Source organism: Nonomuraea solani (genome assembly GCF_900108335.1).
GTDB lineage: Bacteria > Actinomycetota > Actinomycetes > Streptosporangiales > Streptosporangiaceae > Nonomuraea > Nonomuraea solani.
In genome coordinates this window covers 480,486-494,701 of sequence record NZ_FNVT01000006.1, presented here as the reverse complement: position 1 = coordinate 494,701, position 14,216 = coordinate 480,486, and the positions used below count along the sequence as shown (strand labels likewise).

Genomic DNA, 14,216 nt, shown 5'->3' with positions numbered 1-14,216 from the left:
GGCGGGTGCCTGGCAGTCCCGGGCGCCTCCTGTTCGTGAAGGTCCACTTACGCGCCACGAGGCTACGGTGCCAACGCAGGATCGTCGCCGGGATGGCTGGGAACATCTCCGCCACTGGCGGTGGTGGACCAGCCGCGATAACACCGCCGGCCAGAGCCGGTCGGCGTGACCCCGCTGCGGTCGGTCGCCGAGCTGACGGCGGAGCACCTGGTTCTCATGACGGAGCACCTACAGCTCAACGTCCTTGGACAGGTCAGCGCGGACCAGTACCGTCAGCAGGTCGAACACGCCCCTCATCAACTGTAGGCAAGCGATAACAACACCTTGGGATGGTCGCAGCAGCCGTTCCGAGCGCACAGCAAAATCCCAGCTAACAGTACGAAACCGGATTTCCGAGCGGGACACGATCGATGCTTTCCTGATTGAGGATCTCGCGGACGGCGCGATCTCGATGCCGAGGATCGCAATCGCAGCGCCCTGAGCAGCGATCGTGCCCGCCCGAATGGGAACGGCAAACCCAGGCAGCCCCGCAACAGCCGAGTTTCAGCACTCACAGGCCCTCTTCCTCAACCGCCCGCTCACCCGCGAATGACCCGCAACACCTGTGCCCTCCGTTATGACCTCTTAATGTCAGGTCGCCGCCCTGTGATGGTCCGCTCGCTCGATGAGAGTGTGAGGCGTCGAAGCAAGCAGATTGCCCCTCTAATCGGGACGATCTGTTTCAGCTGAAATATCACTACCAGGAGGAGCCATGTTCGCGATCGTTCGCGGGAGCCGTATAGCTTTAACTGCTCTGGGACTCTCTATGACGGCTGTCATGGGGCTGAACGCTCTGCCCGCGCAGGCAGCGGCCTTCGAGAAGGTCTGCAGCGGCGGCGGCCCGGTCACGGGCAGCCGGTCGTGTGTTGTTGACTTCTCAAACTTCCCGGGCGGTACGATCTCGCTCGACGTCGAGACGACGGGCAGCATCACAGTAGAGCACGATATGCATGTGGAAATCGATGGTCGGGGTTTCGTCTGCTCCGGCAAGTATCGGCCCTCCGATCCACCTAGGTCGTTCGTCTGTCATAACATACCGAGGGGGAACGGTGCGTTCGGGGCATTCAAGCCTCCGCAGGAAGCAACAAGGGTGGCGGTTCGCTGGTGAATGGGTGCGCGCTCAACAACTGACCCGGACGCCCTACTGCCGCATGGCCGCTGTTGGTGAGTTGCGCCCTGGGTGATGGCGATGGGCTCGAGAACAAGAGCGCGTAATCCCTTCCGCTCGTGCTGGGGCTGGTCCTCGACCTCGCGCAGCCGGGCGAACAGAAAGCGAGTCGTCGCTGCGGGTGCCGATTAATCATCCGGTCAGGTCAAGCCGCATGCCGATACTCCTTCAGGATGCCTCCAAGTCGATCACGTCGATGGATGTCGAGCGCTGTGATCTGGGCTGGGGGGTGTTGGGAATGGGAAGCGGTCGGAGCGGGGCTGCCTGGCGGAGAGCCCGATGCGGCCGGTGTTCGTTGTAGAAGGTTTCGAACTCGCGCAGCGCGTGCAGAAGGTGGTGCTGGTTCCAGATCAACGTCCGGTCCAGGAGTTCGCGCCGGCAGGTCTGGATCCAGCGCTCCATGATGGAGTTCATTCGCGGTATCCGGACACCGCTCTTGACGATGCGTATTCCGGCATCGGTCAGCACCGCGTCGAAGGTCGCCGGCGAACTTGGCGTCCCGGTCTCGGAGGAGGAACTTGGCCGAGCTACCTACATCTTGCAGGTCCATGGCGAGGTTGCGGCCGAGTTGGGTGACCCACTGGCCGGTGGGGTGGGCGGTGACGCCGAGGACGCGAATGCGGCGGGTGGCGTGCTCGATGACCGCCAGAACGTACAGGTGGGCGCCGGTGAGGGTACGGACTTCGAAGAAGTCGCACGCCAGCAATGCATCTGCCTGGCTGCGCAGGAAGGTGGCCCAGGTGGTGGCGGTCCGTTCGGGAGCCGGGTCGATGCCGTGTGCTTTGAGGATCTCCCACACGGTGGAGGCGGCGACCTTGATACCGAGCGCGGCCAGCTCACCGCGAATGCGCCGGTAGCCCCACGAGGCGTTCTCCCCGAGCCAGCTGCAACACCAGCAAGCGGATGGACCGGATGGTACGCGGACGTCCACGCCCGCGAGGCGCGCCGGCCGCGGCGTGACGGCGCCTCAGCAGATCGCGGTGCCAGCGCAGGACGGTGTCCGGGCGGACCAGCAACACAAGGTGCCGGAGTCTCTCCGTGGGCAGGCGGTGAAGCAGCCCAGAGAGGAAGAACCGATCAGTCGGCGTGAACGCGGGCTTGGTCACCTGCCGCTGCAGCACCATCAACTGGTGCGTAACACCAGGATTTCGATCTCTTTGTCCCGGTCGGTTCGGGGGAGCAGCCCCAGGAACGAGAAGGTGGTCGTCACCGTGAGGTAGGCCAAGCGCAATAACACGATCGACCATCATGCCGTGCGCGGCGCGCGCGACGGGAGCGGGAGAGAACGCATCACCTCCATGACCTGCAGGGATGAATACTCGGCACCCGCACAGTCGCGGCCCGCAAGTGCCGCTGCTCGCGGAATGATCTCGCCGTCCTGCGCAGGTGGGGCCAAGTGACGGGAACGGGCGGCGGCGCGGCTTGTCAGGAAGAGGTTTCGACCGGCACGCCGGGCAGTTGGGTCGCGCCCGCCTCCAAATCGTTTCCACGGGGACACGTGCAAGGCCCTCGCTCGCTGTTGCGCTCGCCTTCACACGGCGCCCTGGCGGTGGCCGCGTGGGCGATGTACGAGACGCTGATGCCCCGTGCTCTGGGTGGTGGCCGGGCTCCGGCGTACGCGCGGCGCTGCTGGGTGGCCGACGCGCTGGGCGTGAACGAGAGACCTTGGATGGCGCGCGCCGCCAACTGCTGGCCGACGACTTGGGCGGGCCGTGGCTGGCCCGCTTCAGCCCGCTGGGGGCGAAACGGGCTGTCCGGCACGCGGCGCTGCGGCTGCCCCGCGAGACCGGCGATCCGTTCGTGCAGGTACCGGCCTGGACGCTGGCTCTGCTGTCGGCCTCCAGCGATTCCGATCAGCGCATATCCCCGGCCGCGTGGCGGTTGTACGCGCTGATACTGGCCGGCCGGTGTGCGGCCGGCCAGCCGCTGGAGACCCCTGTCGGCCACCTCGGTGGCATGGGCAGTCCACAGAAGGCACATGATCATAAGACGTCACAGCTGGACGCATCTCGACCTCCCGCCGCAGGCGACGTACAGGTGGTAGACGCCCAGCCGCTGGCGCCAGGAAGACAAGTTTCCCCGATACGGGCTGCGCCGCTGACAGCTCGCCATCCGGCGACGACGCGTCAGGCGGCTGAGGTCTACCGCCATGCCCTGCCGGCGTCTCTGGCCCAGGCCATCCCAGCGTCCGGCCGACGGCGTGTACTGACCGTGATCGCTGCTGAACTCGCCAACCGCACGCCGGTGGAGCTGGCCGAGCGGATCCGCCGGCGCTGGGAGCCCTGGCAATGGCGCGAGGACATTGCCGATGTCACTTCGGTGGCCATCACCATCGTCCGCCGCGGCTACCACTACCCTGACCTTCGGTGTGAAGACCAGCACCGGCTCGACACCGGCCAGCCGTGTGGGGCCTGCGCCGAGGTCGCGGCCGAGGTTGTTCGTCGACGAGTCGGGGCCTCGAGTCCCGGTGAGCGGGCCTGTGTAGTTGCCGCAGCGAGTTTGTCAGGTCCTCCACCGGTCCACGAGATGACTATCGCGGCGGACGCTACCGCAAGCCTTGGCAGCCCGCCCTACGAGGATCCTGCCTATCAGGCAGCTCGAGCCAAGGTGCGCGCGCTGGGGCGCCGCGAGCCCGGGAAGGCGATCGTCGCCGAGCGGCCGGGCCACATGTGCGGAAACCGGGTCTAGCGGCGCACCACCGATATACCTCCGATATACCCACCATTGTTAGCGTCGGCAGCGCATGGACACGCATTCCAGCTAGGCGAAAAAGGGGTATCGATGCCACCCGTTTCCACCCTCGACTTCGATGTTCACGATCTTCCGATGGACGTGTTCGACCTCACCGTCAGCGGGCTGGAGGTGCAGACACTCACGCTCGGCCGCGGCTACGACATCGTGAACGGGCCGTTCACCAACTGCCACGGAGTCAGCGGCTGCGTCTGCGGCTGCGGCAGCATCGACAAGCCGCACGCCGACCCCGATGACGACATAGACGAGGAGTAGCGGACAGCACCGCGGGCCGTCCTGCGCGCAGGACGGCCCGCGTTTCATTGGGTGAGGTGAAGGATGTCCGCTGCTCCATTGATCCGGTTGGCCGGCCTGCCGGCCACCGTCCTGCGGGAACTGCGTTTCCACGAGGTGGGACTGGCCGTGCGTGACCGGCTCTCGCTGCGGCGATGGGTGCGGGCCGAGGGCGCGACGCTGAGCGATGAGCTGTACCCAGTGATCGCACGTGCGGCGGCGCACCCCGCGAGGCCGCTGCTCGTCGGCCTGCGGCGGGCCGTCTATCAGGGGCGCAGGCCGACCGCCCGCGAGTGGAGCCCGGCGACGCGGGAACTGCTCGGCCGTGACCTCGCGGACCGGGTGGAACGCTGGGTGGCCGCCTGCGACGAGTGGCGTGATGGTGGACGCGACCTGGACGAACGTGTCGGATCGGAGACGGCGGCCCTGGAGAGCCGGTTGCGTGACCTCGTTTCCGCCCCGGTCTTCCGGCGGGCGCTCCTCCAGGCGAGCCCCGATCTGTCGGCGGATCTGGACAAGTGGCTGGCCGACCCGGGCCGGGGTACCCGGCGGCTGGCGCCCGCCCTGGTCAAGTACCTGGTCCGGGCCGCGGCGAAGACCAGCCCCTTCAGCACGTTCATGGTGACGGGACGCGGTACGTGGACGGACGACGACGTGGCGGTCCGCCAGTGCGCCGCAGGTCTGCGCGGCACGGCGGGCGTCCTCGACCTCGGCCATGTCGCGCGGTCGGAACTGCACGCGGCACTGGTCACGAGTGGACGGCTGCGGCGCGCCATGATCATCCGGGTCAACCCCAGCGTGGTCGGCTCCGGCGACCGGCTGCGCTTCCTGGGTCCTCCTCCGGCGGAGGCGATGGTCACGATCGATGCCACCCCGGCGATCAGCGCCTGCCTGCAACTGATCCCCGACGCCGCGATCACCTTGGGTGAGCTGGCAGGCAAGCTGGAGGCGGCGGGAAACGCCCAGCCCGCCCGGGTCGCGGCCTTCCTCGACCATCTCGTCGAGATCGGACTGCTGCAACTCATGCCGCAGCCGTCCGGGCAGATCACCACACCAGGCGAGGCGGGGCGCTGGTTGCGCTCGCTCGGCGCGGAGTTCGCGCAGGAGGGCGCGCTGCTCCTGGCCGTCGACGAGGCCGTGCGGGCGGCCGTACCGGTCGAGGACGTCGAACTGCATCGGCGGCGGCTGGATGCGGTGGGCCAGGCGATGGGGAGCCTGTCCGGCCACCTGGGGCAGCCGATCACGAGCCAGACCTTCGACACGGCCGTAGCCGGAGAGCCCCTGGCCGAGTGCGGGCGTCTCGCGTGGCAGCCGGTGCTGGCCGACCTGCAGGTCATCCGCCGGTGGCTGGCGCTGTTCAGCTTCGGCCAGGGCTTGAAGATCGCGCTCAACGCCTGGTGGGGGCAGCGACCACCGACTCCTTTCCTGTCCTTCTATCACGAGCTCGTGAAGGAGATCGCCGGCGGTTCCCCGGCAGGCAAGGAGATCGGCCGGCTGTGGCATGCGTCAGGAGGCAGGCGGGCGAGCGTGTTCGAGCGCATCCATGAACTGCGCGCGCTGCGCCAGGACGCGGCCGGCCTGCTGTGGCGCGCGGCCGGACCTGACGGGGTCGTCGCGATCGAGCCCGGTGAGCTGACCCTCGCGGTGGCCGGATACCCGCGCTGGCTGGACGACCTGCACGCGGTGGGGGTGTACGGGCAGCCGCTGGCGGACGAGTCAGGCCCCACGTTCGTGATCAACAACATCTTCACCGGGTACGGCAGGGTCCACAGCCGCCTGGACCACCTGACCGGCGCCCGCACGGAGCCGTGGGCGCAACCGCCCGGCGACTATCCGGTGTTCGCCGCTCTCGGCGGGTCTCTGGGCACCTCGTTGAACGTCAGGGAGCCGTGCGCGCCGTACGAGATCACCTATCCGTGGCACGGCGACGTCCGGCCGGGGACCGATCGGATCGATCTGCACGACCTGTGGGTGGAGCGGGATCCCACCCGCGAACTCCTGCGGTTGCGGTCGGGAAGGCTCGACCGGCTGGTCCGGCCGCTGCATCTCGGCAACAGCGCCCCCTGGACCCTGCCGCGCGCGGCGCACCTGCTCGTTCGGGCATTCGGCGAGGAGTCGACCGAGCCCGTCATGGACATCGCGCCGCGTGGACAGCGCAGGTCCGGGCCCGAGGTGACGGTGATCCCGCGGGCGCGGGTGGGGCGCGTGGTGGTGCGCCGGGCGAGCCGTCACATGACGCGGGCGAACATCCCGGCGCGGCGCGCGAACGAGCCGATGGCCGAATACCTCCTCCGGCTGACCGCGTGGCGGCTGGAAGCGGGCATCCCCGAGACGTGCTTCGTCAGAGGCTTGGCCAGCGGGCGTTCCTACGAGAACAAGCCGCTCTACCTGGATTTCGCCAACCCCTTTCTCCTCCACGCCTTCAACGAGTTGCTGCGACAGCCGAACGAGGTGGTCCTCTTCGAGGAGGCACTGCCCGATCCGATGCGGGCACCCGAGAACCACGGCGGTGAGCACGTCATGGAGATGGTGATCGATGTCGCGGCGTGGGGCGATTGACGTGGGCCACCACGAGTGGGTGAGCGCGCATCTCTTCTACCACGGCGACCAGGATCCCCTGATCGTCCGGCTGATTCCCGCGATCGTGGCGGAGCTGGCGGACGGGGGCGACCGCCCGGACGTCTTCTTCCTGCGCTACTGGGAGGCCGGTCCGCACGTACGCCTGCGCGTGAGAGCCGAGCCGGCGGAGCACGACCGGGTACGGCGCGTCATCGAGGCCAGGAGCCGCGCCTTCTTCCGCGCCTGCCCCTCCGCCGTCGCCGTGCGCCAGGAGGAGTACGAGACAAGGGCCGCTCTGCTGGCACGCGGGGAAGGGATGGCGGGCTTCACCCGCGAACTGGCGCAGAACAACTCCGTGTCGTTCATTCCCTACCGCAGGGAGAACCGGCGCTACGGGCGGGTCTCGATGGGGGCGGTGGAGAAGCACTTTGTGGATTCCAGCAGGATCGTCCTGTCCATGCTCACGGCAGGGGTCACGCCCGAGCAGCGGGTGACCGCCGTCGTGGCGATGTACCTCATCGTCTTGCTGCGGCTGGGGGCCGGTGCGTTGCCGCGGGGGGATCACGCCGATCTTTTCGCGCGGCAACGCGACGTCCTGCTCCCCTTGGGGCGGCGCATGCGGGCGCTGGTCGAGCGGACGGATCGGTTGCCGCCGGGCGACGGCCTGGCGAGCTGGGCGCAGACCATGGCGGGCCTGCAGAAGGAGTTGGAGCCCCGGCGGCAGCCGGCGGTGATGACGACGTGCGCGCACCTCGCGGCCAACCGGCTGGGGGTCGATCTGCTCACCGAGCAGTACGCCGCCGCCCTGGCCGCGCGGACCGTGCTGGACCTTGGTGAGGAAGAGATATCGGCATGACATCGCAGATCGAGGAACGCGTCCGGATCCGGCCGGGTGTCTCGGGTGGCGTCACACCTGACCGCTGTTACTACCTGCTCAGCGGGCCGTACAGCACGGCGCTGGGTCGGCTGAGCACGGCGCAGCAGGCGCTGCTGCACCGGCTGGCCAGGGAGCCGGTCCCGGCGCAGGAACTGGTGGAGCAGGACCTGAGCCTGCTGCGGCGCGAGGGGTGGCTCCAGGCGACCGTGACCTGGTCGGGAACGGACGTCTACACCGTGGAGCCGGAAGGACCGCAGCACCCGATCGCGGGTGAGATGCCCGAGGACCTGGTGCTGTCGCGGTACGCGGTGGCCCGCAGGGACGGGAGCGCCATGGTCCTGGAGTCCCCGCGCTCATGGTGCCGCGTGCGGCTGCACGACTCGCGCGCCCTGGCCTGGCTCGGGCTGCCGCGGCCGGCCGACGACGACGTCCCGGCCTTGCGCCGGTTCCGCCGCGACCTGTGGGCCGGTGGACTGGCGGTCGCCCGGGCCGGCGACGAGGACGACCGGTCGCCGACTTGGCGACCCCACGAGCTGTGGTTCCACCGACGCAGCCGCAGGCCGTTGCCCGGAGTCCCGTACGGCAAGGGCGACTGGGCCGCCGGGAGGCCGGTCCCGCACGCGGCGCTCCGTGAGCCGTTCGACGGCGAGGTCGTCGAGCTCGCCCGACCCGATCTGAGCCGCGTACGCGCCGGCGACCCCGGGCTGACCACCGTGCTGGAGCAACGGCGCTCGCTGTACCGCTACGATGCGTCGAATCCGATGACCGCGGCGGAACTCGGGGAGTTCCTCTACCGCTGCTCGCGCAACCGGAACGTCCCCCGCACCGACGGCGCCGACTACGTGCGCCGGCCCTATCCCAGTGGCGGGGCCCTGTACGAACTGGAGATCTACCCGGTGATCCGGCAGGTCCACGGGCTGGAGCAGGGGCTGCATCACTACGATCCGCAGCGCCACCGCCTGGAGAGGATCTGCGGGGCCACCCCCGAGGTGCGGCGGCTCCTGCGCACCGCCGCGGCAGCGACGGGGCACGAGGAGCCGCAGGTGCTCCTGGTGATCGCGGCACGGTTCGGACGCGTCATGTGGAACTACCAGTCCATGGCGTACTCACTGATCATGAAGAACGTCGGCGTCCTCTTCCAGACGATGTACCTGGTGGCGACCGCCATGCAGCTGGCGCCCTGCGCGCTCGGCGGCGGCGACTCCACCGCCTTCGCGGCGGCCACCGGCCTGGACGAGATGGACGAGGGCTCGGTGGGCGAGTTCGCGCTCGGATCCCTCCCGCGGGGAGCGGCGCGATGAGGCTGCGGATGCGTGACGACGTCTACCTGGCCCCGGCCGGCGACGGCCTGCGCGTACTCACGCATCGAGGGCTGGCGCGGATCGACGGGGCCGCGATCGCGGGCTGGGTCGACCGGCTCACGCCGTTCCTCGACGGCAGGTACACGATCGGGGAACTGACCGCCGGGATGCCGCCCGGCCGGGAGAAGGCGGTGAGGCGAGTCGTCGAGCTCCTGCGGACCTGCGACGCCCTCGAAGAGGACCGGGATGACAGCTACGCCGGCCGCGCCGCGGTGGTGGCGGGCGTCGAGCCGATGCTGGGACAACTGGTCAGGGCGGCTTCGGCGTCCGGATTGCGTGACATCACGGTGCTGGACCTCTCCTCCGCCGCGGTGACCGATCTCCCCGCGGGCACCGACCTGGTGTTCTACGCGGGCGACGGGCCGTCCGCCCTGCCGCTGGAGCGCGCTTGCGCGGAGCGCGCGATCCCCCTCGCCCTGATGGTCGTCACGGGCGAGGCCACCTGGCTGCTGCCGCCCGCGGCGCCGGGATGGGACGACGCGAGGCGCCGGATGGGCGTCACGGCTGAGCAGGGCGGAACCGCGCCGCCGGGAGCGGCGGCGAGCCTGGTCCAGGCCGCCTACCGGGAGCTGACCGGCGCCGTCCCGCCCGCCGAACGCGGCCTCCTGGTCAGGATCGAGCAGGGGACGTGGCGGCGCACGCGCCACTCTTGCCTGCCCCACCCCTTGGCACGCCCGGCGTCCCCGCGTTCCCGCGAGGAGTTCCTCCGGCGCGTGCGTGATCTCCTGGCCGGCGAACGTCTCGACCAGGAGTCATTCCTGCGCAGGATCGCCCCGTGCGTCGACGAGCGCCTGGGCGTTGTCAGGTTTGCCGAGGCAGACGCGCCCCAGGTGCTGGTGAACCTGTGCCGGGCCGTATCGCCGGACGGGGAGGCGGTGATCGGCGCCGGATTCGGCCACGAGGCGGCGCACCGCGACGCCGCCTGCCGCGCGCTGGCCGCCTACGGAGCGCGCACGGTGGATCCGCGGAGGCTGGTCGGATCCGACGTCTGGGCGCACGAGATCGACCGCCCGGACAGGGCGCGACTGGTACCGGCCGCCGATGTGTTCGGGAGCGGAGGCGCCGGGCTCGCGACCGGGGATAGCTGGGTGCACGCCCTCGGCAAGGGACTGGCCGGCCAGTGCCTGCAGATGATCATCGCCGGTCTCGCCGCGCGCTCCGCGCCTTTTCCGCGGATCGACCTCACCGCCGTCGACCTGCGCCAGGAAGGGCGCAGATGCCGCGAGGTGCTCTCCCGCCTCGACGAACTGCCCGACGTGTACGACCTCACCGGCCCGCTGGGCATCCCGGCTTTCGCGTACTGCGCCGGTGAGGTCACGATCGGCTACTTCGCCGATCTGGACCCGGCCGAGGCGCTGGGAGAAGGACTGAGGTCCACGCTCGTGCACCTGCAATCCCCCCGGTACGGCCAGGCGGAACCGCTGCCCGCCCGGTTGCGCGGCCCATGGCGGCGGACTCCGGCCCCGGCAGGAGACCTCGCGACGGCGGCCTCGCGGCTACGCGCCGGCGGCCGGGTGGCGCTGGCCGTGCCCCTTGATCATGATCAGGAAGTGGCCGCGATCATGCCCTATCTGACCCGGATGGTGGTGGCTGATGCGTGAGGTGGCGCTGATAGGGCACGGGCTGATGCACGACGCCATCGCCGGTCGGCTGGCGGCCGACTGGCAGGTCGGCCGCCATGACACGGCGGCGCAGGTGCCCGGCGGCCCGCACCTGCTGATCGCGGCCGACGACAGCTGGAATACCGCTCGCACGGCGGAGGCCCGAGCGGCCTCCACCAAGCTCGCGGTGCCGTGGCTACGCGTCCGCGCGGAGCTCGGCCAGGTGGTGATCGGCCCCCTGGAGATCCCGGGTGAGGCGGGCTGCGTGTCCTGCGCCGAGCGGCGACGGCGCCTCGTCCGTGCCGACCAGGAGGGGCACCGCGCCATCTGGCGCAGGCACGGCCGGGTCCTGCGCGGACGCCCGTCGTCCTGGCTCACCCCGCTCGCCGCCACGCAGGTGGCCGAAATCGTCGCGGCCCTGCTGTCGGAAGGGGACGCTTCCCGGATGCGCAGGGCCCTGATGACGGTGAATCTGGAGCGCCTGGACGTCGGCGTTCATCCGTTCCTGCCGGACGCGCTCTGCGACACCTGCGGTGACGCGCCGCAGGACACCGCCCAGCTGGCGGACCTGGTCCTGGAACCCCGGCAGATGCAGCGCGCAGGGAGCTTCCGTACGCGAGAGGTCACCGAGGACCTGGAAGAGCTGTACGTGGACCAGGAATGCGGGCTGATCGGCTCGATCTCGGAATGGACGGCAGGTGTCCTGGCCGTCGCGTCGGCCAGAGTGGGCGGGCGCGGCGGCGGCGAGGTCATGGGCTACGGGCGCGCCGAGACGCGCACCGCCAGCAGGCGCATCGCCGTGCTGGAAGGACTCGAGAGGTACGGTGGCGCCCAGGGCGCGCGCAGGCCGGCGGTGCGCGCGAGCTTCGCCGAGGTCGCCGGGCACGCGCTCGATCCGCGGACCTTGGGCCTCTACCCGCCGGAACGGTACCGCCTGCCCGGCTTCCTGTACCGGCCGTTCGACGTGAATGAGACCTACACCTGGGTGTGGGGCTACTCCTTCGCGCGGAAGGAGCCGATCCTGGTGCCGCAGTCCTGCGCCTACTACCAGAACGGGCACGAGCTGGTCTACGAGATCTCCAATGGCTGCGCCCTCGGCGGCTCCCTCGAAGAGGCCGTCCTCCACGGCGTCCTGGAGGTCGCCGAGCGCGACGCCTTCCTGCTGACCTGGTACTGCAGGATACCCGCGCCGCGCATCGAGACGGCCGGGGTGTCCGATCGCCGGCTGCAGTGGCAGCTCGCGTCCGTGGAGGCGGAGACCGGGTACGACGTGTTCTTCCACGACATCAGCGTGGAGCAGCGGATCCCCTGCGTGTGGGCCATCGCCGTCAACCCGCGCGACGACGGCCGGGCGGCGACGATCTCCGCGGCCGGGTCCAGCCCCGACCCGGAACGCGCCATGGCCAACGCCCTCTCCGAGGTCGCCTCGAGCATCGCTCCCGTGGGCGAGAAGTACGCGGAGCACCGTGAACGGGCGCGGCAGATGCTGGCCGACCCCGGGCTCGTCAAGGAGATGGAGGACCACTCCCTGCTGTACGCGCATCCGGACGCCGCGCGGCGGCTCGACTTCCTCACCGGGGCGCCCGGCCGTCGCAGGCCGGCCGACCTGGGAGCCGTCACCGGTACGGATCTGACGGGCGTGCTCACCGAGATGGTCAAGCGCTATCTGGACACCGGGCTCGACGTGATCGTGATCGACCAGACCGGCTCCGAGCACCGGGCGGGCGGGTTCGCCTGTGTGAAGGTGCTGATTCCCGGCACCCTGTCGATGACCTTCGGGCACGACCACCGCCGTCTCGACGATCTCCCCCGGCTCCTGACCGTGCCGCGGCTGCTAGGTCATCGCGACCGGGACCTGGCGCCGGAAGAGCTCACCTCCGACCCCCACCCCTTCCTATGACGGCCACCGCCGTACTCCGGCGCATGCTCACCTGGTTCCGCCCGCATCGGTGGCAGGTGGTGGCCTCGCTGATCATCGTGGTGATCACCGTGCCCCTGGGAGTGGCCAACCCGCTGCTGACCCGCATGGTCATCGATCAGGGGCTGCTCAACGGCGACGTCGGGCTGCTCACGCTGCTGTGCGTGCTCATGGTCGTCCTGGGAGTCACGAGCAGCGTTCTTAACGTCGGCAACGTGGCGCTCACCAACATCGTCGGCCAGCGGGTGACGACCAGCCTGCGCGCCACCGTGTACGGCCGCGCCCAATCGCAGGAACTGGCCTTCTACACCGAGGAGAGCACCTCGGAGGTGCAGGCCCGGCTGGTCAGCGACATCGAGGGGATCGACCGGTTCGTCACCGGCACTGTCCACCAGGCGCTGGGCTCCCTCACCGCGCTGGTCGCCTCGGGCATCGCGATGCTGATGCTGAGCTGGCAGCTGGCCCTGCTCTCCTTCTCCTTGGCGTACGTGCTGGCGCTGCTCAACCATCGCTTCGCCAAGCGGCGCCAGGACCTGGCCAGGCAACGGCAGCGCCACGTCACCTCACTGCTGCGTTTCGCCGCCGAGGATCTCAGCCTGGGCGGGGTAATCCTGGGCCGGACGCTGCGTCGTTCCGGCCGGCAGCTCGAACGGTTCGTCGAGGTGTGCAGGCAACTGGGTGAGATCACGGTGCGGCAGCGAGTCGTGGGCGCCACCGCCTATGTGATCATCGGCGCGTCGTTCGCGTGCGTGCCGCCCCTGGTGTACTGGGTGTCGGGTACGGCGGTCTCCGGACTGAGTACAGGGACCGTGATCGTCATGGTGATCCTGCAGATGCAGTTGTCCCAGCCCATCCAATCCCTTCTGCAATTATCCAGTGGCCTGCACGTCTCGCTGGCCAAGTTCGAGCGCGTCATCCAATACCTCGACCTGCCGGAGCCGCGGCCGATCGACGAGGGCCGCGCTCCCGTGCCGGGGGCCGGGATCAGCCTGACCCTGCGCGGGGTGGGCCACCGGTACGGTGACGGGCGGGACGTGCTCGGTGGCATCGACCTGGACCTGCCCGCAGGATCGGTCACCGTGGTCCGGGGACGCACCGGGTCGGGCAAGAGCACGCTGGGGTTGATCATCGCCGGTCTCCTGCGCCCGGCCACCGGAACCGTTCAGCTTGACGGCGCCGGCGACGCGGAGTTGCGCGACGTGGCGACGATCGTTCCGCAGCACACCACCCTGTTCGACGCGTCGATACGGGAGAACCTGATGTTCGCCCGCGAGGCCGTGACCGAGGAGGACATCCATCGGGTGCTCGCCGCCGTCCGGCTGGACGACCTGGTGTCCCACCTTCCGCACGGCCTCGACACTCCAATCGGCGTGGAGGGACTCCAGCTGTCGGGCGGTGAGCGTCAGCGGCTGGCGGTGGCCAGGGCGCTGCTGGCCGACTGGCAGGTGCTCGTCGTCGACGAGGTCACCAGCGCCCTCGACGGCGTCACCTCGGACGAGGTGTACGACGCCCTGCGAGTTTATTGTGCGGGGAAGACCCTGGTGATCATCGCGCACCGGCTTCCACGCATCGACCCGACAGACCAGGTGGTGCTGGTGGACCGGGGCGCCGGGACCGTTACCCCGGGGTCGCGCGCGGGTTAGGGAGGCGGCGTGGACTGGTGAGCTCG

Annotated in this window: 10 protein-coding genes; 9 read left to right on the top strand and 1 reads right to left on the bottom strand. The window is 69.8% G+C overall.

Annotation, left to right across the window (positions count from 1 at the left end):
- Positions 1-751: 751 nt before the first annotated feature.
- Positions 752-1,147, top strand: coding sequence for a hypothetical protein (locus C4V41_RS60830; protein WP_146103775.1), 396 nt, complete (start codon positions 752-754; stop codon positions 1,145-1,147).
- A gap of 228 nt (positions 1,148-1,375) precedes the next feature.
- Here C4V41_RS60830 and C4V41_RS63140 read toward each other — a convergent pair whose 3' ends face one another.
- Complete coding sequence (locus C4V41_RS63140) at positions 1,376-1,675, bottom strand: integrase core domain-containing protein (protein ID WP_200824206.1); 300 nt, start codon at positions 1,673-1,675, stop codon at positions 1,376-1,378.
- Between the two features lie 1,197 nt (positions 1,676-2,872).
- On the opposite strand from C4V41_RS63140, the gene C4V41_RS60825 reads away from it, so the two are divergent.
- The 8 genes from C4V41_RS60825 to C4V41_RS25040 all read left to right on the top strand — a co-directional run bounded on the left by C4V41_RS60825 (position 2,873) and on the right by C4V41_RS25040 (position 14,190).
- On the top strand, positions 2,873-3,895 hold the full coding sequence (locus C4V41_RS60825; RefSeq protein ID WP_146103774.1) for a hypothetical protein: 1,023 nt from the start codon (positions 2,873-2,875) through the stop codon (positions 3,893-3,895).
- A gap of 93 nt (positions 3,896-3,988) precedes the next feature.
- Positions 3,989-4,213, top strand: coding sequence for a GE37468 family thiazolyl peptide (locus tag C4V41_RS25070; RefSeq protein ID WP_103958346.1), 225 nt, complete (start codon positions 3,989-3,991; stop codon positions 4,211-4,213).
- A gap of 63 nt (positions 4,214-4,276) precedes the next feature.
- Positions 4,277-6,790: a lantibiotic dehydratase gene (locus C4V41_RS25065; RefSeq protein WP_103958345.1), complete on the top strand. Its 2,514-nt coding sequence runs from the start codon at positions 4,277-4,279 to the stop codon at positions 6,788-6,790.
- A gap of 19 nt (positions 6,791-6,809) precedes the next feature.
- Complete coding sequence (locus C4V41_RS25060) at positions 6,810-7,646, top strand: lantibiotic dehydratase C-terminal domain-containing protein (protein WP_160150384.1); 837 nt, start codon at positions 6,810-6,812, stop codon at positions 7,644-7,646.
- Positions 7,643-8,968 carry a SagB/ThcOx family dehydrogenase gene (locus tag C4V41_RS25055; RefSeq protein WP_103958343.1) on the top strand — a complete coding sequence of 442 codons (1,326 nt, stop codon included), beginning with the start codon at positions 7,643-7,645 and terminating at the stop codon, positions 8,966-8,968. The genes C4V41_RS25060 and C4V41_RS25055 overlap by 4 nt, the downstream gene beginning before the upstream one ends.
- Complete coding sequence (locus tag C4V41_RS25050) at positions 8,965-10,629, top strand: hypothetical protein (RefSeq protein ID WP_146103773.1); 1,665 nt, start codon at positions 8,965-8,967, stop codon at positions 10,627-10,629. The genes C4V41_RS25055 and C4V41_RS25050 overlap by 4 nt, the downstream gene beginning before the upstream one ends.
- Complete coding sequence (locus C4V41_RS25045; protein WP_103958341.1) at positions 10,622-12,529, top strand: TOMM precursor leader peptide-binding protein; 1,908 nt, start codon at positions 10,622-10,624, stop codon at positions 12,527-12,529. The genes C4V41_RS25050 and C4V41_RS25045 overlap by 8 nt, the downstream gene beginning before the upstream one ends.
- A 23-nt stretch (positions 12,530-12,552) precedes the next feature.
- Positions 12,553-14,190, top strand: a complete 1,638-nt coding sequence (locus C4V41_RS25040) for an ABC transporter ATP-binding protein (protein WP_160150383.1) — start codon at positions 12,553-12,555, stop codon at positions 14,188-14,190.
- Positions 14,191-14,216 lie beyond the last annotated feature (26 nt).

Excerpts from the sequence above, each read along its gene's own strand:
- C4V41_RS25070 (WP_103958346.1), top strand. The coding sequence starts at position 3,989 with ATGCCACCCGTTTCCACCCTCGACTTCGATGTTCACGATCTTCCGATG.
- C4V41_RS25045 (WP_103958341.1), top strand. The coding sequence starts at position 10,622 with ATGCGTGAGGTGGCGCTGATAGGGCACGGGCTGATGCACGACGCCATC.
- C4V41_RS25050 (WP_146103773.1), top strand. The coding sequence starts at position 8,965 with ATGAGGCTGCGGATGCGTGACGACGTCTACCTGGCCCCGGCCGGCGAC.
- C4V41_RS25065 (WP_103958345.1), top strand. The coding sequence starts at position 4,277 with ATGTCCGCTGCTCCATTGATCCGGTTGGCCGGCCTGCCGGCCACCGTC.
- C4V41_RS60830 (WP_146103775.1), top strand. The coding sequence starts at position 752 with ATGTTCGCGATCGTTCGCGGGAGCCGTATAGCTTTAACTGCTCTGGGA.
- C4V41_RS25055 (WP_103958343.1), top strand. The coding sequence starts at position 7,643 with ATGACATCGCAGATCGAGGAACGCGTCCGGATCCGGCCGGGTGTCTCG.
- C4V41_RS25040 (WP_160150383.1), top strand. The coding sequence starts at position 12,553 with ATGCTCACCTGGTTCCGCCCGCATCGGTGGCAGGTGGTGGCCTCGCTG.